General features: G+C 63.0%; 17 protein-coding genes. 11 read left to right on the top strand and 6 right to left on the bottom strand.

Translation table 11 applies throughout. The annotated features are described in order from the left end of the window. Positions 1-55: 55 nt before the first annotated feature. From LB529_RS25840 to LB529_RS25820, 5 genes are all read right to left on the bottom strand, one after another. Complete coding sequence (locus LB529_RS25840) at positions 56-1255, bottom strand: mandelate racemase/muconate lactonizing enzyme family protein (RefSeq protein ID WP_224712703.1); 1200 nt, start codon at positions 1253-1255, stop codon at positions 56-58. A 9-nt stretch (positions 1256-1264) separates the two neighbouring features. Then, positions 1265-1591, bottom strand: a complete 327-nt coding sequence (locus LB529_RS25835; RefSeq protein ID WP_224712702.1) for an NIPSNAP family protein — start codon at positions 1589-1591, stop codon at positions 1265-1267. Positions 1592-1693: 102 nt separating this feature from the next. Then, positions 1694-3052 carry a mandelate racemase/muconate lactonizing enzyme family protein gene (locus LB529_RS25830; RefSeq protein WP_224712701.1) on the bottom strand — a complete coding sequence of 453 codons (1359 nt, stop codon included), beginning with the start codon at positions 3050-3052 and terminating at the stop codon, positions 1694-1696. Positions 3053-3110: 58 nt separating this feature from the next. Beyond that, a complete protein-coding gene (locus tag LB529_RS25825; RefSeq protein ID WP_224707964.1) occupies positions 3111-4277 on the bottom strand; it encodes a mandelate racemase/muconate lactonizing enzyme family protein in 1167 nt (388 codons plus the stop codon). A 48-nt stretch (positions 4278-4325) separates the two neighbouring features. Further along, a complete protein-coding gene (locus tag LB529_RS25820; RefSeq protein ID WP_140844146.1) occupies positions 4326-5036 on the bottom strand; it encodes a GntR family transcriptional regulator in 711 nt (236 codons plus the stop codon). A 219-nt stretch (positions 5037-5255) separates the two neighbouring features. Between LB529_RS25820 and LB529_RS25815 the strand changes: the two genes are divergently transcribed. From LB529_RS25815 to LB529_RS25790, 6 genes are all read left to right on the top strand, one after another. Next, complete coding sequence (locus LB529_RS25815) at positions 5256-6737, top strand: ABC transporter substrate-binding protein (RefSeq protein WP_140844144.1); 1482 nt, start codon at positions 5256-5258, stop codon at positions 6735-6737. A gap of 77 nt (positions 6738-6814) precedes the next feature. Continuing rightward, positions 6815-7774 (top strand): carbohydrate ABC transporter permease, encoded by a 960-nt coding sequence (locus LB529_RS25810; protein WP_224712700.1) that lies wholly within the window; start codon positions 6815-6817, stop codon positions 7772-7774. Beyond that, the gene (locus LB529_RS25805; protein ID WP_224627407.1) at positions 7771-8661 is read left to right on the top strand and encodes a carbohydrate ABC transporter permease; all 891 of its coding nucleotides are present in this window, start codon (positions 7771-7773) and stop codon (positions 8659-8661) included. Before LB529_RS25810 ends, LB529_RS25805 begins: the two co-directional genes overlap by 4 nt. Positions 8662-8673: 12 nt before the next feature. Next, positions 8674-9771, top strand: a complete 1098-nt coding sequence (locus LB529_RS25800; RefSeq protein ID WP_224712699.1) for an ABC transporter ATP-binding protein — start codon at positions 8674-8676, stop codon at positions 9769-9771. Between the two features lie 29 nt (positions 9772-9800). Beyond that, positions 9801-10964, top strand: a complete 1164-nt coding sequence (locus tag LB529_RS25795; RefSeq protein WP_224712698.1) for a mandelate racemase/muconate lactonizing enzyme family protein — start codon at positions 9801-9803, stop codon at positions 10962-10964. Positions 10965-10988: 24 nt separating this feature from the next. Further along, on the top strand, positions 10989-11726 hold the full coding sequence (locus LB529_RS25790) for a ribonuclease activity regulator RraA (protein WP_224712697.1): 738 nt from the start codon (positions 10989-10991) through the stop codon (positions 11724-11726). An 83-nt stretch (positions 11727-11809) separates the two neighbouring features. Here the strand turns inward: LB529_RS25790 and tssH are convergent, their stop codons facing one another. Beyond that, positions 11810-14632, bottom strand: coding sequence for a type VI secretion system ATPase TssH (gene tssH / locus LB529_RS25785; RefSeq protein WP_224712696.1), 2823 nt, complete (start codon positions 14630-14632; stop codon positions 11810-11812). A 330-nt stretch (positions 14633-14962) separates the two neighbouring features. Here tssH and tssA point away from each other — a divergent pair, with 330 nt between their 5' ends. From tssA to tssE, 5 genes are read left to right on the top strand one after another with little or no spacing between them, the layout of a single operon-like run. Further along, positions 14963-16135 carry a type VI secretion system protein TssA gene (gene tssA / locus LB529_RS25780; protein ID WP_224603289.1) on the top strand — a complete coding sequence of 391 codons (1173 nt, stop codon included), beginning with the start codon at positions 14963-14965 and terminating at the stop codon, positions 16133-16135. 6 nt (positions 16136-16141) lie between these two features. Next, positions 16142-16678 (top strand): type VI secretion system contractile sheath small subunit, encoded by a 537-nt coding sequence (gene tssB / locus LB529_RS25775; RefSeq protein WP_095765809.1) that lies wholly within the window; start codon positions 16142-16144, stop codon positions 16676-16678. A 3-nt stretch (positions 16679-16681) separates the two neighbouring features. Further along, complete coding sequence (gene tssC, locus LB529_RS25770) at positions 16682-18187, top strand: type VI secretion system contractile sheath large subunit (protein WP_224712695.1); 1506 nt, start codon at positions 16682-16684, stop codon at positions 18185-18187. A 46-nt stretch (positions 18188-18233) separates the two neighbouring features. Then, the gene (locus LB529_RS25765) at positions 18234-18710 is read left to right on the top strand and encodes an Hcp family type VI secretion system effector (protein ID WP_095765810.1); all 477 of its coding nucleotides are present in this window, start codon (positions 18234-18236) and stop codon (positions 18708-18710) included. After that, positions 18697-19449 (top strand): type VI secretion system baseplate subunit TssE, encoded by a 753-nt coding sequence (gene tssE / locus LB529_RS25760; RefSeq protein ID WP_095765811.1) that lies wholly within the window; start codon positions 18697-18699, stop codon positions 19447-19449. Before LB529_RS25765 ends, tssE begins: the two co-directional genes overlap by 14 nt.

Below are 19449 nucleotides of genomic sequence, written 5' to 3'. Positions count from 1 at the left end.
CCTCTGGCACCATCCTCTCTTCTCCCGACATTCCCCTGCGCCGAAGCTTCTACGCTCAGTCGAAGAAACCCGCATCCTCTTCCCTGAGATATTTCCTGGCCGCCTCGGCATCGATATCGAGCCCCAGTCCCGGCGCTTCCAGCAGGTCCACCATGCTGTCCTTCACGATCTGCGACGGCAGGCCGATGACGATGTCTTCCCACCAGGGATCGGAGGCGCTCGGATATTCGAAGGCGATGTAGTTGGCGGGCAAGGTGGCGCAGACATTGATCAGCGCGCCAAGACCGAGCAGGCCGTTGGCGGTGCCGTGCGGCGCCATCAGGATGGAATGCATGTAGGCGTGCTCGGCCACCCATTTGAGCTCGGCGATGCCGCCTATATCGGCCGGGTCGGGGCCGATGACGCGCACCGCTTGCGTCTCGATCAGCTCCTTGAAATTGTGCCGCAGATAGATCTGCTCGCCGGTATGGATCGGCGTCGAGGTGGAGGCGGTCAGCTCGCGATAGGCCTGCGGATTGACCCACGGCACATAGTCGCCGGTCAGCATGTCCTCCAGCCACATCAAATTGTACTTCTCGACCGCGCGGGCGAATTTGATCGCGTCGGGCAACATCCAGCCCGGGCCGCAGTCGAGCGCCAGGCTCACCTTGTCGCCCAGCACTTCCTTCATCGCGATCACGCAGTCGAGCATATGGTTGAAACCGCGCTCGCTGATAACGCCCTGATCCATGGCGCCGTGATAGCCGGCCTTCTTCTGCGTCACGCCGTAATGGAAGCCCTCGATGGTGTCCTTCATATTGGAGTGGAACGAGATTCCCTGCTTGATCATGAAGAAGTTCTGCGGCTGCTCCATCATCCATTTGACGTCGGCGGCGTAGTCCTCCGGCCGGTCGCCGGTGCGCTTGCGGCGGATCGAGCCGTTGTAGACGCGCACCTTGTCGCGCACCTTGCCGCCAAGCAGCTTATAGACCGGAACGCCGGCGGCCTTGCCGGCAATGTCCCACAGCGCATGTTCGATCGCGCTCACCGCTGCGCCATAGGGCTTGAACGAGCCGCGCTGGCGGATCTTCAGCATCACTCGCTCGACATCGGTCGGGTCCTCGCCGATCAGCGCCTCGCGGAAATGCAGCACAAAGGGCTTGAGGTAGGTCTTGGTGAACTCGACTTCGCCAAGGCCGTGAAGACCTTCGTCGGTCACGATGCGCACGATCGGGTGCTGACCGATGACGGCGCAGCGCAGGTCGGTGATCTTCATGGCGCAGTCCTAGTTCACAGACGAGAAAGCTGTCGGCGTGAGCAGCTGGCTGCTGATATTGGCAATGATCTGCCCGTCGCGCTCAGAGTCGTCCCGGGCCCTGTGCCATGCCGGATCGGTGACGAAAGCCGCCCATTTCGCCTCACGCTCGGCCAGCGATTCCCAGGCGAGGAAATAGGTGAGGCGATTGCTGTTTTCGCCGATCGCCGTGGTGAAAAACCCGGCTTGGCGGATGCCATGCCTCTCCCAGATGGCCAGCGTTTGGTCGGAAAAGCGCTTTAGCAATGCCGGCAGCCTGCCCGGCAGGCAGTCATAGATACGCAGTTCGTAGATCATGGTTTCGTCCGTTTCCTTCTTCACCTCTCCCTTGGGAGAGGTCGACACGAATGGTCGGTCGTTGGCCCTGTGAACCTGGGGGAATGAGGGCGGGCGATCTGGCTAACTCCAGGTCCGGTCCCAGCTATATTCATTGTCCCAATGCTCGGTGGATTGCCATATCCCCGTGACACCGGGCTGCAGATGCTGCGCGATCACTTCGTCGACGACATCGTCGATCCCCAGGCCCGGTCTGTCCGGAACAGTGATGAAGCCGTCCTTCACCAACGGTTTGGGCAGGCCGGTGACGATATCGTCCCACCAGTCGACATCGGCGGAATGGTATTCGAGCGCCATGAAGTTTTCGGTCGCAGTCGCGACATGCGCCGCGGCCATCGCGGCGATCGGGCTTTCGGCCATGTGGATCGCCATGGCGACGCCGTGGTCCTGCGCCATGTCGCCGACCTTCTTGGTCTCGAGGATACCGCCACTGGTGAGCAGGTCCGGATGGACGACGGAGAGACCGCCGCTTCTCAGCAGAGGGTCGAAGGCCTCCTTGAGGTAGATGTCCTCGCCGGTGCAGATCGGCACCGAGGTCGCTTGCTGCAGCTGTCGGTATTGCTCGGTGTACTGCCAGGGAATGACGTCCTCGAGCCAGGCCGGGACGTACTTCTCGATGCGGCGCGACAGGCGGATGCCGTCTTGCAGAGAGATGTGGCCGACATGGTCGATGGCCAAAGGGATCTCGTAGCCGATGACCTCGCGAACCTCGTGGATGTACCGCTCGAGAAGATCGATGCCCTTCTCGGTGAAATGCAGACCGGTGAACGGGTGCCGCACGTTCTGCGCGTCATAGGCGAGATTGCGGGCCTTGCGCTCCTCGATCGTGCCGCCGCGGCCGCGCGGATTGGCGTGAAACCCTTCGAGCGCGCCGGCGGGCGATGTCACAGCACCCGGAATGTGGGCGATCTGCATCAAGCCGAGATCCATCTTGAGGAAGGTGAACCCGCGGTCCATGCGTTCCTTGAGGCGTTTACCGGTCTCGGTGCCGCTCGGTTTCTCGGCGTCGGTATCGCAATAGACGCGCACGTGATCGCGGAACTTGCCGCCCAGCATCTGGTAGATCGGCACGCCATAGGCCTTGCCGGCGAGATCCCAGAGCGCGATCTCGACCGCCGACACGCCGCCACCCTGCCGCCCGTGCCCGCCGAACTGCTTGATGCGGCGGAATAGCCGGTCGACATCGCAGGGATTCTCGCCGAGCAGCCGGCTCTTCAGCATCAGCGCATAAGTGGCGCTGGCGCCGTCGCGCACCTCGCCAAGCCCGACGATGCCCTGGTTGGTATAGATCTTGAGCAGCGCCGAGGTGAACGGCGCGCCGACGATTTCGGCCACCCGCATGTCGGTGATGCGAAGCTCGGACGGCCTGGAATTGGTGTTGATCCGATTGAGAGCTTCGTCGGCTCCACTCGTCTTTGGCATGGCTTGTCCTCGTTTTGGTCGGCGGAACTGGTCGCCCGTCGCGCGGCCGGCAGTAGCGCTAGCCCAACTCGATCTCGTGGGCCTGCAGGTAGTCGCGATTCATCTCAACACCGAGACCCGGCTTCGAGGTCAGCCTGAGGCTGCCGTTCGAAACGTCGAGCGGCCTGTCTATGAGGTGGTCGTATTTGGAGAGGTCCCACTCCGAGGTTTCGAGCTTGTAGAAGTTGGGAACCGTCATCATCACCTGCGCTCCCGCGACCACGTTGATCGGTCCGGCGGCGTCATGCGGCGAGACGGGCACGTAATAGGCTTCGCACAGGGCGGAAATCTTCTTGAGCTCGGTGACGCCGCCGGTCCAGGTGACGTCCGGCATGATGTAGTCGGCGAGCTTGCCCTCGAGCACCGGCACGAAATCCCACTTCGTGTGGCCGCGCTCGCCCCACGAGACGGCGGCGCTGACCTTGTCGCGCACCTGTTTGAGGGCATTGAGGCTCTCGGGCGGACAGGGCTCCTCGAACCAGTCGATCTGGCCCGCCTCTTCGAGGCTGCGGCAGAGGCGAATGGCGGTCGGAACATCGAAGCGGCCATGCGCATCGATGAGGATGTCCACATCGGGGCCTGCCGTTTCGCGGATCAGGGCCGTCAGTTCGGCGGCCTCGCGCTCGTCCTTGCGGGTCATGCTGCCGTCGAGATAACCGTCCCGCCTTTCGCGGGCTACGCCATCGACGCTGGGGCCCTGATGGGGAAAAGGATCGAATTTGAGGCCGGTGTGACCGGACTCGACGATGTCGCGAATTTCGCGGATCACGGCTTCCTTGCTGGTGAATTTGGCCTGGTTGGGATGGGTATAAAGCGCGATTTCGTCGCGCACCGGTCCGCCCAGCAGTTCGTAGATCGGCTTGCCGAGGACTTTGCCACGGATATCCCAGAGGGCGATGTCGATGGCGCTGACGCATTCGACGGCGGCGCCGCGGCTGCCCATATAGGTGAAGCTGCGGAAAATCTTGTGCCAGAGATACTCGATACGCGCCGGATCCTCGCCTGTCATGGCGGCGCCGATCTGCCGCAGGATCGTGCAGAGCGCGCGGTTGGCGAGCTTTGTCGTCGTGGTGATCTCCCCCCAGCCACTCACCCCCTCGTCGGTCGTCACTTCGACGAACAGGAACTCTCCCCAGTAAGAAGCATCGGACTTGATCAGCCATGGCCGAATGCTGGTGATTTTCATCTGGACTATCCTCTCTGAAACGGCCAGGCTGACGGTGTTGCGGATCGGCTACCCTGCCCGGGCGGCGCTTCGCGCGCGCATGTGTTCGAGGACATGCCGGCCGGAGCCCTCGACATGGCGGGCAATGAGTTCGGCCGCCTTCTCGGCCTCTCCCGATTTTACCAGCGCGATGAGCTCGCGGTGCTCGCGGATGATCGCGGCGCGCCTGGCAAGCGTGAAATTGAACCGCCGGCTGACCGCCCTCAGCACCTCGCGATGCTTCCACCAGAGCTCGGCCGCATGGCGGTTATAATGCCGCTGGTACATCACGGTGTGGAAGGCGGTATCGAGCTCGCTGTGCCTGAACGTGTCGGCAAAATTGTTCTCCTCGATCAGGTTCTGGAGACGTTCGAGCTCGGCGATGTCCTCGTCGGTGGCCATGTTCACGAACCATCGCGTCAGGGCGGGTTCGATCAGGACGCCGATCTCGTAGATATCCCGGACAAAGTCCTGATCTATGGGTCGCACGCGTGCCCCGCGATTGGGACTGAAGATGACAAAGCCCTCTCCGCGCAACAATTGCAGGGCCTCGCGCACCGGGTTGGTCGAGGTGCCGTGACGCCGGGCGAGATCGGCGACCACAAGCCGTTCGTTGGCGGCCAGCCGTCCTTCGATGATGTCATCCCTGATCAGTTCATAAAGCGAGGCGCCCTCGCTGGAAGCCCCGATGGGGTCAATTCCCGCAGGTGGCTCCGCTTTGAAATCGCTTGTCTCGGCCAAGGCCCATCTCCCCCAAGTGAATACACCCTCCGCCCTATATCACGCTCGGTTTCGATAAAACAATGTACGATTCTTCGCGTTGACAGATAATCTGTGATCTGAAAACGTACAAAGTCGTCGAAGGGATACATTAGAACTGGCAAATATCCCGCGATCGAACGAGCAACGACCGCTTGCCTCGACGCAGAGCGGCACGGGAGAGAAACCTGGAGGATACCTATGACGAGGATTACGCTCGGCGGTGCCGTCCTGCGCGGCACTGTCTCCACTGCGTTAATGGCATCGTTGATGGCCGCGCCGGCGCTGGGCGCGCCGCCGGTCGACCTGAGCAAGTGGTCGCCGGAATATGTGCGCTCCATTGCGGGCACGCAGGATTTTGACACTGCGGGCGATTGCGCCAAGGTCACCCCGCTCGACTACAAGGGCCGACTGACCTTCTGGTACCAGGGCGTGTTCGAGGGCGACCCGGACCTTTTGCGCCAGTACTATAAGGATTTCTTCGCAACCTTCCGCAAGACCTATCCGAACATCCAGCTCGAGGAACAAGCCCTCACCTACAACGACCTTCTCGACAAGTTCCGCACGGCGCTGCTCGGCAACGCGGCGCCAATGGCGGTCCGCCTGCAAATCCTGGGCGGCACCGAGTTCGCCTCGAAGGGCTATCTGCAGCCGCTCAAGCCCGAGGATGTGGGGTATTCGACCGAGGACTTCTGGCCCGGCGCCATGAAGGCCGTCACCTGGGACGGCGTGACCTACGGAATTCCGACCAACAACGAGACGATGGCTTTCATCTGGAACGCCGACATCTTCAAGCGCGCGGGCCTCGATCCGAACAAGCCCCCGGCCACCTGGGACGACGTCGTCAAATATTCCAAGCAGATCCACGACAAGCTCGGCATTGCCGGCTACGGCCTGGTGGCGCGCAAGAATGCCGGCAACACGCCTTATCGCTTCATGCCGCAGTTGTGGGCCTATGGCGGCGGCGTCTTCGACGAGGCTACCCCCAACCCAACGTACAAGCAGATCGAGCTCGACAGCCCGCAGAGCAAGGCGGCGCTGCAGGCCTCCTACGACATGTATGTCCGCGACAAATCGGTTCCGGTCTCGGCGCTCACCAACCAGCAGGCCGACAACCAGCCCCTGTTTCTCGCCGGCCAGCTCGGCATGATGATCTCGCATCCGTCCGACTACAACGTCATGCTCGATCTGCAGAAGAAGGCGACGGGCACCGACAAGGACAAGGCACAGACCGTCATCGACAACATGCGCTATGGCCTCATTCCGACCGGCCCCGACGGCAAGCGCGCCGTCGTGTTCGGCGGCTCGAACATCCACATCCTGAAGCCCGAATATGTCGAGGGGGGCAAGGTGGACGAGCCGGCCGCAAAGGCCATCATCTGCATGTGGACGAGCCCGGAATGGTCGCTGAAGATGGCCTATGCCGGCTCGAACCCGGGCAACCTCAACGGCTTCAAGACCAAATGGATGAAGGAACGTCTGGACAACATCAAGTTCCTCGACGTCACGACCTCGATGCTGCCATACGGCATCCCGTTCCCGGCGCTGCCGCAGTCGCCCGAAATCATGAACATCATCATCCCGGACATGCTGCAGAATGCCCTGACCGGAGCGATGACCGTCGATCAGGCGGCGGAGGACGCGGCCAAGAAGGTGAAAGACCTGATGGGAGGCGGGCTCTAATCCGGGCCTGACCGACTATCGGATCGGCTGCGCCGTGAGCGCAGCCGATCCTTCCCCAAGAACAAGGGCGCGCTACAGTGACGATCGCGACCGGCAAGGCCGAGGCTCGCCGCAGATTGCAACCCGCCGGGTCCGGCGTGCTCCGCAGTATCTGGGAGCATCGCGCCGACTACGCGTATGTGCTTCCCGCGATCGCCGTAATGCTCATCGTCATCGCCTATCCGATCTACTACACAGTCGAGCTGTCCTTCTTCAACACCCCGCCCGGCCTGCAGCTCCGCGACAAGATCTTCGTCGGCATCAACAACTACACGGCCATCCTCACAAGCGAGGTGTTCTGGAAGGTCACCTGGAACACGCTTATCTGGACAGCGGCCTCCACTTTCATTTCCTTCGTCCTTGGCTTTTGCGCCGCGCTGGCGCTCCACCGCGACTTTGTCGGCCGCGGTATCCTGCGCGCCATCCTGATCATTCCCTGGGTCATCAGCGCGGTCGCCGCTTCCTATATCTGGAAGTGGATCTACCATTCGGATTTCGGGGTCATCGGCGCGGTTCTGGTTGGCCTCGGATTGGCCGGAGGGCCGCCGAATTTTATCGACAATGTCAGCACGGTGCTGCCCTCCCTGATCGTCGTCAATATCTGGCGCGAGTTTCCGTTTGCCATGATCATGATGATGGCCGGCCTGCAGACGGTTCCCGACCAGTTGCTGCGCGCGGCGACGGTCGACGGGGCCAATGCATGGCAGCGCTTCTGGCACGTCACCTTCCCGCATTTGAGAAACGTCTCGACGGTGACGATCCTGCTGCTCGCGGTAGCCAACTTCAACTCCTTCATCATCCCATGGATCATGACCGGCGGCGGGCCGTCCAACGCGTCGCATATCTGGATCACCCACATCTATGAGCTTGCCTTCGGCCGGCAGCGCTGGGGCGTGGCGTCGGCCTATTCGGTGCTGCTGTTCTTCATCCTGATGACACTCGGCTATTTCTATGTCCGTGCGCTGAGCGGCAACGAGCGGAAGGACGGGAGCGCATGAGCACGATTGCCGAGACAGCCCCTCGAAACCAGGCCCGTCGCCGCATGCGAATCGACGGATGGCGGTGGGGCGGCCGCATATTCCTGGTGTTCATGCTGCTTTACACCGCCTTGCCGATGATCTGGATGCTGCTGACCTCGATCAAGTCCGGCTTCGCGGCGATGCAATTTCCGCCGCAATGGTGGCCGGATCAGCCTACCCTTGCCAGCTACCAGAAGCTGCTCGATCCGCAGAACAGCGTCGGTCAGGATTTCCTGCGCTTCTTCTGGAACAGCCTTTACGTTTCCACTGCCACGACCATCCTTTCGGTGATCGTGGCGGTTCCCGCGGCTTACGCGTTTTCGCGCTTTACCTTCCCGGGCCGAAACTTCCTGTTCTTCGCCGTGCTGCTCCGAAACATGTTCCCGGCGGTGATCTTTCTCGTGCCGCTGTTCATCCTGATGCGTGCGCTCGGGCTGGTGAACACGCATGGTTCGCTCATCCTCACCTATCTGACCTTCGGCCTGCCGCTGGCGATCTGGCTGCTCAAGGGCTTTTACGACAATATCCCGGTGCAGCTCGAGCAGGCGGCACGCATCGACGGCGCCACACGGTTCCAGGCCTTCATCCTGATCGTGATGCCGCTCTCGACGCCGGGGATCATCGCCACCGCGATCTATTCCTTCATCGGCGCCTGGAACGAGTACATCTACGCCTACACCTTCCTCTCCAAGAACGAGCAGTTGACCCTGCCGGTCGGCATCCAGCGCTTCTTCTCGGAAAATACGACGGATTTCCCGGGCCTGATGGCGGCAAGCTTCATGATGAGCGTGCCCGTCGTCGTGCTGTTTCTTGTCCTGCAACGATACTTCGTACGCGCCCTGACGGAAGGCGCGGTCAAGCACTAGGAGTCGCTGCCGATGGCCCACGTGGTCCTCAAAGATCTCGTCAAGACCTATGGCGGCTTCAAAGCTGTCAACGACGTCTCGCTGACGGTCAATGACGGCGAGTTCGTCGCTCTCGTCGGCCCTTCAGGCTGCGGCAAGACAACCACGCTCAATCTCGTGGCGGGTCTGACCTCGGCAACATCGGGCGACATCGTCATCGGGGACCGCGTGGTCAACCACCTAGATCCCAAGGACCGGGACATCGCGATGGTGTTCCAGAACTATGCGCTCTACCCGCAGAAATCGGTCTACAAGAACCTGGCCTTCCCGCTGCAGATGCGCAGGCTGCCCAAGGACGAGATCGACAGGAAGGTCAGGGAAGCGGCGCGCGTGCTCGATATGACGCAGTTGCTCGAGCGCAAGCCGCGCGAACTTTCAGGTGGTCAGCAGCAGCGCGTGGCCCTGGGCCGCGCCCTCGTTCGAGATCCGGCGGTGTTCCTGATGGACGAGCCGCTCTCCAATCTCGATGCGAAGCTGCGCGTGCAGATGCGGTCCGAGATAAAGCGGTTCCACCAGGACCTGAAGGCGACGATCATCTATGTGACGCACGACCAGCTCGAGGCCGTGACTATGGCGGATAGGATGGCGGTGATGAACGGCGGCTATCTGCAGCAATATGATTTGCCGGCGCAGGTTTTCGCCCATCCCGTGAACATGTTCGTCGCGAGCTTCGTGGGCAGCCCGGCGATGAGCCTTATTCCGCTCGAGGCATCGACGGCGAACGGCGGCACGGTGTTGACCAGCGCGGAGGGCTGGAGCCTTGAGCTGTCGCCGCCCAATGCGCGGAAGGTCGCGACAGCAACGACCCGGAAAGTCGTGCTCGGCGCGCGACACTCGACGATCAAGCTGCACAAGAGTGCGGTGCCGGGCAGCGTTCCGGCCAAGGCCTACACGGTGGAGCCGACCGGAGACGTGACATTCGTTCAGGCCTTCCTGTCCGGCGCCATCGTCAATGTCAGCGTGCCGCCGAGCATTGCCGTCGCGCCCGACGAGCGGATCTGGCTCGAGTTCGACCAGGAGCGGATGCATCTGTTCGACAGCGAAACCGAAATGGCCCTCAGGGCCGATTGACGCGGTGGATGCGTGCGGACGTGGCGCGAATGACGACGAAACTTAAGATCACCGCGATCAAGCCCTACCCAGTGTGGGTGGGAACGCGCAACCAGATGCTTGTCAAGGTCGAGACCGACCAGGGCATCTTCGGCTGGGGCGAGAGCGGCTTGAGCGGCCGCGAGAAGGCCGTGGCCGGCGCCATCGAGCATTATCGCGAGTTCCTCGTCGGCCGCGACGCCATGCAGATCGGCCGGATCTGGCAGGAGCTTTATCGTAGCCAGTATTTCGAGGGCGGGCGGGTTCTGCAGGCGGCGATTTCCGCCATCGACATCGCCCTTCACGACATCAAGGGCAAGGCGCTGGGAGTGCCGGTCTACGACCTGCTCGGCGGCAAGCAGCGCGACCGCATTCCCACCTTCGCGTCGACCGGAGACGAGGCCGAGGGCGATGCTGCCATCGAACGCGCCCATGAGTTGCGCGCGCAGGGATGGCAGGCCATCCGCTTCTTTCCCGCCGGCCAAAACAGCAAGGACATCTTCGAGCCGCGCGAGTCAATCGGCGCTACGGCGAGCATGCTGAACAAGGCGCGTGAGGCGCTGGGCGAGGATGTGGTGCTCGGCATCGACTATCATCATCGGCTGTCGGTGGCGGAGGCCGCGAGCTTCTGCAGCAAGCTCGGCCGCGGCGTGCTCGATTTCCTCGAGGAGCCGATACGCGACGAGACGCCGGAGGCCTACGAGTCCCTGCGCAGGATGACCGACATTCCCTTTGCCATCGGCGAGGAATTTGCCAGCAAGTGGCAGTTCCTGCCCTACATCGAGCGCGGCATTCATCAGTTCAACCGGCTCGATGTCTGCAATGTCGGCGGGCTCACCGAGGCGATGAAGGTCGCCGGCTGGAGCGAGGCGCATTATGTGGACCTGATGCCGCACAATCCGCTCGGTCCGGTGTGCACCGCCGCGACCGTGCATCTGGCCGCCGCCGTGCCCAACTTCGCCTGGCTCGAAACCAGGGCGCCCGAAAGGAAGCTGGGCTTCGACAATTCCGACTTCTTCCCCGTGCAGCCGCGGTTGGACGGCCCAGATTACCCGGTGAGCGATCTGCCGGGGCTCGGCGTCGAGGTCAACGAGGAGGCGATCAAGGCGCAGAGTTTCCGCTTCTGGGAAGCGCCGCATCTCAAACGCCGCGACGGTTCTGTCACCAACTGGTAGTTCCAACTCATCCGGAGTTCGACAATGACGCATATTTCCGACATTACGCGTCCGCCCAAGGACCTGATCGATGCGCTGAAAGAGATCGGCGCCGCGACCGTTGCCGGCACGCTCGGCCACATGGGCTTCCGCAGTCCGCACATGGTCGGCCCGGTGGCGCAGAACCATGGGAAGTCGATCGTCGGGCCGGCGCTGACGCTGCAATTCCTGCCGCAACGGCCGGACCTATTCGACGAAGGAGAATATACCGATCCGGAAACGCAACTGCACCGGCATGTGCTCTATCATGCGCAGGAGGGCGACGTGGTCGTGGTCGACGCCCGCGGCGACATGAGCTCGGGCGTCTTCGGCGATATGATGTCCACCTATTTCAAGGGCCGAGGCGGCGCCGGCATCGTCATCGACGGATGCATGCGCGACCGGCCCAATGTCGAAAAGCTCGATCTGCCGCTATGGCTGCGCGGCTGGACGCCAAACTATCATGTGCAGACCAGGATCTATCCCAATGCGGTCAACGTCCCGATTGCTTGCGGCGGCGTGACGGTGATACCCGGCGACATCATCGTCGCCGACGATGACGGCGCGGTGGTGGTTCCCGTCGCAATGGCCGCCAAGGTCATCGAGGAGGCTCAGAAACACCACGATTGGGAAGAGTTTTCACGCGAGAAGCTGATGCAGGGCGCTCCGTTGCAACGCTACTATCCGCTGCACGACGATGCCCGCGCAGAGTATGAGGAGTGGCGCAAGACAAGACGCCTTTGAGTTGGCAAGCAGGCTCCCAGCCCGGCGGCGCGAGGCATCGACCATCCGGTCGCGCAAAGGCGGCTTCCCCTTGCTATGAAGGCCTATTCGAACGCGTAGGTAAATCCTTCCGGCGACGCGCCGACGATGACTTTCGCCATCTTCTTGCCCTCGAGCGAGCGGTTGAGGACGCCGCGGCTGAGCTCCGGCAGCAGCGTGTTGGTGAGGATGGCGTCGATCATGCGGCCGCCGGATTCGATCTCCGTGCAGCGCGCCTTGACCAGGTCCATGACGCCGTCGCCGATCACCAGCTCGGCATCGTTGGTATCCTTGAGGCGCTTGGCGATCTTGCCGAACTGGTGACGGGCGATCGCCTCGATCATGGAATCCGACAACGGATAATAGGGTATCGTGACGACGCGGCCTAGGAAGGCGGCCGGGAAGACCTTCAGCAGCGGGGCGCGCAGCGCGTTATCGAGATGGTCGATGCCGGTCCGCACCGTGCCGTTCTTCGTGCGATCCATGATAACGTCGGATCCGACATTCGAGGTGAGCAGGATCAGCGTGTTCTTGAAGTCGATGCGGCGGCCTTCGCTGTCGTCCATCATGCCCTTGTCGAAGACCTGGAAGAAGATCTCGTGCACGTCGGGATGCGCCTTCTCGACCTCGTCGAGCAGGATCACCGAATAGGGTTTCCTGCGCACCGCCTCGGTCAGGATGCCGCCTTTGCCATAGCCGACATAGCCGGGCGGCGCGCCCTTGAGCGTAGAGACCGTATGCGCTTCCTGGAACTCCGACATGTTGATCGAGATCAGGTTCTGCTCGCCGCCATAGAGCGTCTCGGCAAGCGCCAGCGCGGTCTCGGTCTTGCCGACGCCGGAGGGGCCGCAAAGCAGGAAGACGCCGACCGGTTTTTCCGGCGCGCCGAGGCCGGCGCGGCTGGTCTGCACGCGCCTGGCGATCATCTCCATCGCGTGATCCTGGCCGACGACGCGCTCGGACAGGGTCGCGGCGAGCCTGAGCGCCTTTTCGGTCTGGCTGGACAGCATGCGTCCGGTCGGGATGCCGGTCCAGTCCTGCACCACGGCGGCGACCGCATTGCGGTCGACCGATGGCAGGATGAGCGGTGTCTCCCCCTGCGCCGCGGCAAGCTCGGCCATCAGTTCGCGCAGCCGCGCCAGGTTGGCAGCGGCTTCGTCTGCCGGCTCGGCGGACACTGCTTCGGCCTTCGCAGCCTTGGCGTTCGTGGCCTCGGCCTTCTTGGTCTCGGCAGCCTTGCCGTCGCCAGTCTTGCTCTCGCGAGCCCTTTGCTCTGGCGCCTTCGCCGCGCCCTCCGCGCTCTCTGCCTCCGCAGCGGCCCCTTCGTCCGGCGCCGCATCGAGCGGCACGCCCTCGCCGCGCAATTTTGCGCGCAGGTCGAGTATCTCGGCCACCAAGGCCTTTTCCCGGTCCCAGCGCGCCTGGGCGGCGGCCAAAGCGGTCTCGGTTTCCGCCAGCCCGGCGTCGACACGGGCCTGCCGGTCGGCGACGTCGATGCCGATTGCGGCTTCGCGGCCAATGATGCCGCTCTCGACCTCGAGTGCCTGGCGGCGGCGCAGGATGTCCTCGACCTCGGCCGGCGTCGCATGCTGCGAGACCGCGACGCGGGCGCAGGCGGTGTCGAGCAGGCTGACCGCCTTGTCCGGCAATTGCCTGGCCGGGATGTAGCGGTGCGAGAGCGAGACCGCGGCCTCGATCGCCTCGTCCAGGATCTGCACCTTGTGGTGCTGCTCCAGCACGCCGGCAACGCCGCGCAACATCAGCACGGCCACCGCTTCCGAGGGCTCATCGATCTTGACCACCTGGAAACGGCGGGTGAGCGCCGGGTCCTTCTCGATATGCTGCTTGTACTCAGCCCAGGTCGTGGCCGCGAGGGTGCGAAGCTCGCCGCGCGCCAATGCCGGTTTCAGGAGATTGGCGGCATCGCCGGTCCCGGCCGCGCCGCCGGCGCCGATCAGCGTATGCGCCTCGTCGATGAACAGGATGATCGGCACCTCTGAGGCTTGGACCTCGTCGATGACCGCCTTCAGCCGCTTCTCGAACTCGCCCTTGACGCTGGCGCCGGCCTGCATCAGCCCGACATCGAGCATGCGCACGCTGACATTCTGCAGCGTCGGCGGCACGTCGCCTTGGGCGATGCGGAGCGCAAAACCTTCGACCACCGCGGTCTTGCCGACGCCGGCCTCGCCAGTCAGGATCGGGTTGTTTTGCCGACGGCGCATGAGGATATCGACGATCTGCCTTATTTCCGGGTCGCGGCCGACGACAGGGTCGATCTTGCCGTCGCGGGCGCGCTGTGTAAGGTCGGTGGCGTATTTCGCCAGCGCCGAATCCCCGCCCGGACCGCGCTTCATCGGCGTCTCGGCAGCGTGCTCGGCGGGCGGTGAGCCGGCCTCGAGCGAGCCGTCGGTGACATCGGCGAAGCGGGAGATGACCCCATCGGCGTCGATCTTGTCGAATTCGGCGCTGATCTTGGAGACCAGGCCTTCCAGCACCGGCGTCTTCAGGCAGGCAAGCAGGATATGGGCGCTGCGCACTTCCTCGACGCCGAACTCCAGCGTCGCAAGGTTCCATCCTTCCTGGATGGCGTGGAAGATGTGGTCGGAGAATTCCTCCACCGAGGTGGCGCCGTAGGGCAGCTTATCGATGGCTCGGGTCATGTCGGCCGTCAGCCGGCTGGCATCCAGTCCGGCGTCGGCGATGATCATCTGCACATCCGAGCGTTCTGACAGCACCAACTGCTGGATGAAATGGACAAGCTCGACATAAGGATTGCCGCGCAGCTTGGCCGTGTCGGCCGCGGCCTTGAAGGCGCGCACCCCGGTGGCGTTCAGCTTGGCAACCAGTTCCTTACGCTTGAAGCTCTGCGATGACCGGCGCTGTTCCATCGAACCTGCTCCCGCAACCTGCCGACCGTACCCTGCCATATAAGCGGCTGCTTGACAAAGCCGCATGGCGGATAAGGTTTTTGAATCTATCCGGGCGGCCGCCCGGATACACAAGCCTTGCAAACTCGTGGCCAACAAACACGATTGCTGCCCGGGCTATGCGAGCCATTTCACATACCGGGTCCGGCAATCGCGCAATGGGTTTCGCCGAAGAGAACGGTCGCGTTTAGCTTCCGTTAGTTTTTGCGCAGGTGCTCAATTGTCGTCGCGCGAAGCCGGTGATAACGTTACGTTACATAGGGGTCTCAGGGCCGCTGGCTGGGGGTTGGTGTGATTGATCTCGCACTCTGGCTGAATCCTCTGAACGGTGAGAATCCGTCGGGAGAGGACTTGCGCAACGACCCGGCCTTTCATGAGCTGGAGCGCCTGGCCGAGCCTCAGCTCAAAGTTGTCCATGACGGTAACAGCAAGCCCACCTCGCAACCCAGTCCTGTCGACTGGGCGGCGGTGCTCGAAAAGGCCGAAGAGTTGCGCGCCCGCGGCCGGGACCTGCGCCTGCTGGTCATCGTCGCGCGGGCCTTGGCCAACGAGGAAGGGCTGGCCGGCCTCGCCCAAGGCCTGACGCTGATCGCGCGAACCTTTGAGCAGTATTGGGACACCATGCACCCGTCGCTGCGGACAGGCGCGCCGCGCGATGCTGCCTTGCGGCGCATCAACGCGCTGCTCGATCTGCAGAACGGCCAGGAAGGCTTGCTGGCGAACCTCAGGCAGATGGCCTTCTTCTCCCCGCGCGCGATCGGACCGATCAGCGGCCGGGACCTCGAACAGGCTGCGCTCGACGAACGCGTCATGCTCCAGGAAGCGGCCTCTGGCCTTGGGGCCGCCGAAAAGGCGGCGCTGACGAGCGCCCACAATCAGCTGTTGAACCGCGTTCGCACCGGATGCGCGGCGCAAATCGATCAAGCAGCGGATGTGATGACCTCGCTGCTCGCCGACGCGCGGGCCGCGATCGCTGCCCTCGATGCGGTGGACGCCGCGCTCAACGCCCGCATCGACGGCCATGGCGCCACTATCCCGGAATTGAAGAAGTTCCTGCAGCGTTTGCTGACGACGCTGGAGCGGAATTCCGGTGCCGGCGCCACGGCGAATGGTGCCGCGAAGGCCGCTCCGCAGGCGGCGGCGGAACCAGCAATGCCCGCCCGCAACGGTCATGGAGCCGAGACGATGGCAAGTGTGACAAGCGCCGTGGAAGCGAGCACCGGTCTGCCGGACCGCATCAACTCGCGCGACGAGGTCGTCAAATGCCTCGACCTCGTGGTCGCCTTCTACGACCGCACCGAGCCGTCCAGCCCCATCCCGCATCTCGCCCGGCGCGTGCGCCGGATGGTGCACATGGATTTCGTGGAACTGATGGAAGATCTCGCCCCGTCGGGGCTGAAGGAGTTCCGGCTGCTTGCCGGCGTTCCCGATCCCAAGAAGCCGGCCCAGAAGGATGAAAGGTAGAAAAGCATGCCAGCAGAGAGCAAAGCGAAGGTCATCGAAAGAAACCGCGCGCCGCGCGTGCAGATCGCCTACGACGTCGAAACCTACGGCAGCCCGACGACGATCGAACTGCCGTTCGTCATGGCCGTGATGGCCGATCTTGCGGGCGCTTCGCAGACCAAGGAAGCGTCGAAGTCGGTGCTTGACCGCAACTTCGTCGAAACCGACGCCAACCGCTTCCCGAAATTCATGGAGGCGATGGGGCCGCGCGTGAAGGCGCGGGTGAAGAACACCCTGCCGCAGGCCGAGGGCCAAGAGCGTGAGGAAGAGCTCATGGTCGATCTCACCTTCTCGAAGATGGGTGACTTCGCGCCGGACAAGATCGCCGAGCAGGTCCCGCAACTGGCCGAGATCCTGAAGATGCGCCGTCAGCTCGAGGAGCTGCTGGGCTTCATGGACGGCCGCGTCGACGCCGAAAAGCGCATCGCGCAGCTTTTGAACAACGAGCCGCTGCTGAGCAAGATCGCCAGCCAGGCGATGGATGACGGCAAGGGCGAGGAGTAAGTCATGGCCGAACAGCAAAAGACCGCAGCCGCCACCGCCGAGGCGGAAGCCATCGATCTCGGCGAATTCAGCGGACTCCTTGAAAAGGATTTCAAGGTCAAGAAGGACGACAGCGAGAAGCTGCAGCAACTGGTGCGCAACCTGGCTTTGGCCGCACAGTCGCGCTCCGAGAGCACAACCATCTCGTCCAACGCGATCAAGTCGATCAAGTCGCTGATCGCCGGCATCGACAAGATGCTGACGACGCAGGTCAACGAGATCCTGCATGCGCCGGAAGTGCGCGAGATGGAGGGCACGTGGCGCGGCCTCTGGTACCTGATCAACAACACCGAGACAGATACCAAGCTGAAGATCCGGGTGATGAACATCTCCAAGGAGCAGCTGGCCGACACGCTCGAAGACTATGAAGGCCAGATGTGGGACCAGAGCCCGATCTTCAAGAAGGTCTACACGGACGAGTATTCGATGCTGGGCGGCGAGCCGATCGGCTGCATCATCGGCGCCTATGAATTCTCCAACCACCCGCGCGACGTCGGCCTGCTGCGCAACGTTTCCGGCGTCTGCGCCTCGGCGCACACGCCGTTCATCGCCGCCGCCTCGCCGCGGCTGTTCCGCATGGACAGTTGGCAGGAACTGCCCAACCCGCAGGACCTGCAGATGATCGTCAACAACCCGGCCTATGCCTCATGGCAGTCGCTGCGCGAGAGCGAGGACGCCCGCTATATCGGGCTCACCATGCCGCGCGTGCTGGCACGCCTGCCCTACGGCTCGGAGACCGTTCCGGTTAAGGGCTTCACCTTCGAGGAGGAGGTGGGCGGCGACCATAACAAATATGTCTGGATGAACGCCGCCTTTCCCATGGGCGTCAATATCAACCGCAGCCACAAGCTCTATGGCTGGGGCACCCAGATCCGCGGCGTCGAGAATGGCGGCACGGTGCTCAACCTGCCGGTGCACGCCTTCCCGACCGACGACGGATCGATCGCGATGAAATGCCCGACCGAGGTTGCCATCGACGACCGGCGCGAGGCGGAACTGGCGAAACTCGGCCTGATGCCGATCCTGCACCGCAAGAATACCGACCTCGCGGCCTTCATCGGCGCGCATTCGCTGCAGGACGACGAGACGCGCGCCGGGCGCCTGGTCGATCCGGACGCGCAGGCGAACGAGAGGCTCTCCGCCAACCTGCCCTACCTCTTCCCGGTCTCGCGCTTCGCGCACTACCTCAAGGCGATTGCGCGCGACAAGATCGGCTCGTTCAAGGAACGCACCGACATGGAGATCTGGTTGACCGAATGGATCAACCGGTATGTGCTGGCCAATCCAGCCTTTGCCGATGACAAGGCGCGCGCCAAGCGCCCGCTCGCCGCGGCCGAGGTCCAGGTCGACAGCGTCGAGGGCCGGCCCGGTTACTACAATGCCCGTTTCTACCTGCGTCCGCACTACCAGCTGGAAGGCATCAACGCCTCGCTCCGGCTGGTATCGGAACTGCCGTCGGTGAAGGGCTGAAAATCGTTAAGCAAAGTCATCTTGTTTGTAGCGGTGGAGAAAGACAATGCCAGAGAGAACCGATGCGCCTTCGACGAAGATCGACGGCTTCCTGAAAGTCCCGGACATCAAAGGCCCGAGCAAGCGCGACGGCCATGAAGACGAAATCGAGATCCATGGCGTCGACTATAAGATGATCGCGCCCTACGACCCGAATTCGCTCTCGCGGCGCGGCCGCGTGTCGATGGGTATGATCAAATTCATCAAGCATTACGACAAGTCGTCGCCCTATCTGAAGAAGGCACTGTTCGAGAACAAGGCGCTCGACGAGGTGGTGTTCTCGGCACGCCGCACCATCGACGGCGAGACCAGCGACTATCTGGTGGTGACGCTCACCGACGCCTCGATCATGGAATACGACATGCGGCAGGCGCACGACGAACCAGACCTGATCGAGGAAGAGGTCAGCTTCGCCTACAAGAAAATCAAGTTCGTCTACGACAAGGACGACGAGATCGAAATGGACGTCTATGTCGGCAAGTGAGGCCAAGCGGCCGGCCGCGAAGGCGCAGCTCGCCGGCAGCTCTCGGGCAAAACGCGAGGCGGTCCAGCCCTCCCTCTGGGACCGCCTTGTCAACGATTTGCCCGGGCTGACGTCGGAGATCGATGGGCTGCGCCGCCTGCTGGATGAAGAACTCGGCGCCGAGCGCGTCGAGGCCCTTCTTGCCGGCAGCGCCCGCGTCATCGATGCCGATGCGGAATTGACGCCCGAGCAGAAACGGCGACTGCACAGGCTGGTCTTCCAGACCGAGCACCGCACCGAGATCGAAAGCCGCGGCGTGGTGGTGTCGGCGCGCGTGCTCAGGGAAGCGGTCCGGCGCGATATCGAGGCCCTGTTCAACACAGAGCGTTTCGAGTCCGTCCCGATGCTTTCCGACGCCGAGCATGAACAGCCCTTGGACGAATTGCCGCCGCTTGCCGACTTTCCGGAGGTGCGGCGCAGCGTCGTCAATTACGGCGTGCCGTCCTTTTCGGGCCGTTCGTCGCGGGATTTCGACCGCGATACTTTAGCGCGCGAAATCCGTGCGGTGCTCGCCACTTTTGAGCCGCGCCTCAAGGAAAGCGCTACGACCGTCAACGTCACGCTTGGCGACAAGACCGTCGGTCTCAAGATCGAGATCGACGCCGTGCTGATCATGACGCCGACGCCGGAACGCATGCGGCTGCGCACCACGATCAATCTCGACAACGGCCTGGCGCGAACCGAATTCCGGGAGACCTGA

It is taken from the genome of Mesorhizobium sp. CA5, assembly GCF_020165105.1.
Lineage (GTDB): Bacteria > Pseudomonadota > Alphaproteobacteria > Rhizobiales > Rhizobiaceae > Mesorhizobium.
This window is presented reverse-complemented; position numbering and strand designations above follow the sequence as displayed.

What these genes read in the sequence shown, in the direction of transcription:
- LB529_RS25840 (WP_224712703.1), bottom strand. Translation starts at nt 1,255, where the DNA reads ATGAAGATCACCGACCTGCGCTGCGCCGTCATCGGTCAGCACCCGATC.
- LB529_RS25835 (WP_224712702.1), bottom strand. Translation starts at nt 1,591, where the DNA reads ATGATCTACGAACTGCGTATCTATGACTGCCTGCCGGGCAGGCTGCCG.
- LB529_RS25830 (WP_224712701.1), bottom strand. Translation starts at nt 3,052, where the DNA reads ATGCCAAAGACGAGTGGAGCCGACGAAGCTCTCAATCGGATCAACACC.
- LB529_RS25825 (WP_224707964.1), bottom strand. Translation starts at nt 4,277, where the DNA reads ATGAAAATCACCAGCATTCGGCCATGGCTGATCAAGTCCGATGCTTCT.
- LB529_RS25815 (WP_140844144.1), top strand. Translation starts at nt 5,256, where the DNA reads ATGACGAGGATTACGCTCGGCGGTGCCGTCCTGCGCGGCACTGTCTCC.
- LB529_RS25805 (WP_224627407.1), top strand. Translation starts at nt 7,771, where the DNA reads ATGAGCACGATTGCCGAGACAGCCCCTCGAAACCAGGCCCGTCGCCGC.
- LB529_RS25800 (WP_224712699.1), top strand. Translation starts at nt 8,674, where the DNA reads ATGGCCCACGTGGTCCTCAAAGATCTCGTCAAGACCTATGGCGGCTTC.
- LB529_RS25795 (WP_224712698.1), top strand. Translation starts at nt 9,801, where the DNA reads ATGACGACGAAACTTAAGATCACCGCGATCAAGCCCTACCCAGTGTGG.
- LB529_RS25790 (WP_224712697.1), top strand. Translation starts at nt 10,989, where the DNA reads ATGACGCATATTTCCGACATTACGCGTCCGCCCAAGGACCTGATCGAT.
- tssH (WP_224712696.1), bottom strand. Translation starts at nt 14,632, where the DNA reads ATGGAACAGCGCCGGTCATCGCAGAGCTTCAAGCGTAAGGAACTGGTT.
- tssB (WP_095765809.1), top strand. Translation starts at nt 16,142, where the DNA reads ATGCCAGCAGAGAGCAAAGCGAAGGTCATCGAAAGAAACCGCGCGCCG.
- tssC (WP_224712695.1), top strand. Translation starts at nt 16,682, where the DNA reads ATGGCCGAACAGCAAAAGACCGCAGCCGCCACCGCCGAGGCGGAAGCC.
- LB529_RS25765 (WP_095765810.1), top strand. Translation starts at nt 18,234, where the DNA reads ATGCCAGAGAGAACCGATGCGCCTTCGACGAAGATCGACGGCTTCCTG.
- tssE (WP_095765811.1), top strand. Translation starts at nt 18,697, where the DNA reads ATGTCGGCAAGTGAGGCCAAGCGGCCGGCCGCGAAGGCGCAGCTCGCC.